Consider the following 2,440-nt stretch of genomic DNA (forward strand, 5'->3'; position numbering starts at 1 on the left):
CAGCTAACAATACAAATAAAGAGTACAGGCTCTTCCCATTTCGCTCGCCACTACTTTGGGAATCTCGGTTGATTTCTTTTCCTGCGGTTACTTAGATGTTTCAGTTCACCGCGTTCGCTTCACATAGCCTATGTATTCAGCTATGGATACTCCATACGGAGTGGGTTTCCCCATTCGGACATCTTCGGATCAATGCTCGTTTGCCAGCTCCCCGAAGCTTTTCGCAGGCTACCGCGTCCTTCATCGCCTGTGATCGCCAAGGCATCCACCACATGCACTTGTTCGCTTGACCCTATAACGAGTGTGTCTCTCTACTGCTTCAGACTCACACGCTACAGGCTGAGTATTCGCGTTGTGCCGTATTCCAAATCGATCTTTCGATCGTCTTGAGATACATCGATACAATCACTACCCTGACTACCCTACTCACACCCATCTCTAAGTGCTTTCAGATAATCTCTTTACTACTTCTTCCTGATTGTTAAAGAACGTTTAGCCGATAGGTGTCTTGCAATACCTACAGCATCAACTGGCTAGCAATCGCCAATGCTTAACATTCACTGCTCGTGAACGCTAGGCATTGAAGATTGATGGTGGAGGATGACGGGATCGAACCGACGACCCCCTGCTTGCAAAGCAGGTGCTCTCCCAGCTGAGCTAATCCCCCGCGTCTATTGACCCTGCCCTCTTCGAGGGTGGGGCCTTCGTAAGCGCTCACGCGCTAACGACCGCCGACATGGTGGGTCTGGTTGGATTCGAACCAACGACCCCCGCCTTATCAAGACGGTGCTCTAACCGACTGAGCTACAGACCCTTAGCCTGTTTCTAAACCACAGCCGATAAGCGTGAGCGCTTAACTTGGTGTGCGAAGCTCGAGAAAGGAGGTGATCCAGCCGCACCTTCCGATACGGCTACCTTGTTACGACTTCACCCCAGTCATGAATCCTACCGTGGTGACCGTCCTCCTTGCGGTTAGACTAGCCACTTCTGGTAAAACCCACTCCCATGGTGTGACGGGCGGTGTGTACAAGACCCGGGAACGTATTCACCGCGGCATGCTGATCCGCGATTACTAGCGATTCCAGCTTCACGCAGTCGAGTTGCAGACTGCGATCCGGACTACGATCGGTTTTCTGGGATTGGCTCCACCTCGCGGCTTGGCAACCCTCTGTTCCGACCATTGTATGACGTGTGAAGCCCTACCCATAAGGGCCATGAGGACTTGACGTCATCCCCACCTTCCTCCGGTTTGTCACCGGCAGTCTCCTTAGAGTGCTCTTGCGTAGCAACTAAGGACAAGGGTTGCGCTCGTTGCGGGACTTAACCCAACATCTCACGACACGAGCTGACGACAGCCATGCAGCACCTGTGCGCCGGTTCTCTTTCGAGCACGTCCGCCTCTCAGCAGACTTCCGACCATGTCAAGGGTAGGTAAGGTTTTTCGCGTTGCATCGAATTAATCCACATCATCCACCGCTTGTGCGGGTCCCCGTCAATTCCTTTGAGTTTTAATCTTGCGACCGTACTCCCCAGGCGGTCAACTTCACGCGTTAGCTACGTTACTAAGGAAATGAATCCCCAACAACTAGTTGACATCGTTTAGGGCGTGGACTACCAGGGTATCTAATCCTGTTTGCTCCCCACGCTTTCGTGCATGAGCGTCAGTGTTGGCCCAGGAGGCTGCCTTCGCCATCGGTATTCCTCCACATCTCTACGCATTTCACTGCTACACGTGGAATTCTACCTCCCTCTGCCACACTCAAAGCCTGCCAGTCACCAATGCAGTTCCCAGGTTAAGCCCGGGGATTTCACATCGGTCTTAACAGACCGCCTGCGCACGCTTTACGCCCAGTAATTCCGATTAACGCTCGCACCCTACGTATTACCGCGGCTGCTGGCACGTAGTTAGCCGGTGCTTATTCTTCCGGTACCGTCATCCTCCAGCCATATTAGGGCCGAAGTTTTCTTTCCGGACAAAAGTGCTTTACAACCCGAAGGCCTTCTTCACACACGCGGCATTGCTGGATCAGGGTTGCCCCCATTGTCCAAAATTCCCCACTGCTGCCTCCCGTAGGAGTCTGGGCCGTGTCTCAGTCCCAGTGTGGCTGGTCGTCCTCTCAGACCAGCTACAGATCGTCGCCTTGGTAGGCCTTTACCCCACCAACTAGCTAATCTGCCATCGGCCGCCCCTACAGCGCGAGGTCCGAAGATCCCCCGCTTTCCTCCGTAGATCGTATGCGGTATTAATCCGGCTTTCGCCGGGCTATCCCCCACTACAGGACACGTTCCGATGTATTACTCACCCGTTCGCCACTCGCCGCCAGGCCGAAGCCCGCGCTGCCGTCCGACTTGCATGTGTAAGGCATGCCGCCAGCGTTCAATCTGAGCCAGGATCAAACTCTTCAGTTCAATGCCTGTTACTGTTTTCGGTTTCTAAGAA

Annotated in this window: 2 tRNA genes and 2 rRNA genes; all 4 read right to left on the minus strand. The window is 53.6% G+C overall.

Features of this window, described 5'->3' with window-relative positions:
- A 23S ribosomal RNA gene (locus tag HWX53_RS27380) occupies nt 1–292 on the minus strand; the annotation flags it as partial.
- A gap of 299 nt (nt 293–591) precedes the next feature.
- A tRNA-Ala gene (locus tag HWX53_RS27385) sits at nt 592–667 on the minus strand.
- Nucleotides 668–737: 70 nt separating this feature from the next.
- Nucleotides 738–814: transfer RNA gene (locus HWX53_RS27390), tRNA-Ile, on the minus strand.
- A gap of 63 nt (nt 815–877) precedes the next feature.
- Nucleotides 878–2,409, minus strand: a 16S ribosomal RNA gene (locus HWX53_RS27395).
- Nucleotides 2,410–2,440: the final 31 nt, after the last annotated feature.

The sequence above is a fragment of the Caballeronia sp. BCC1704 genome, assembly GCF_902833455.1.
Classification (GTDB): domain Bacteria; phylum Pseudomonadota; class Gammaproteobacteria; order Burkholderiales; family Burkholderiaceae; genus Caballeronia.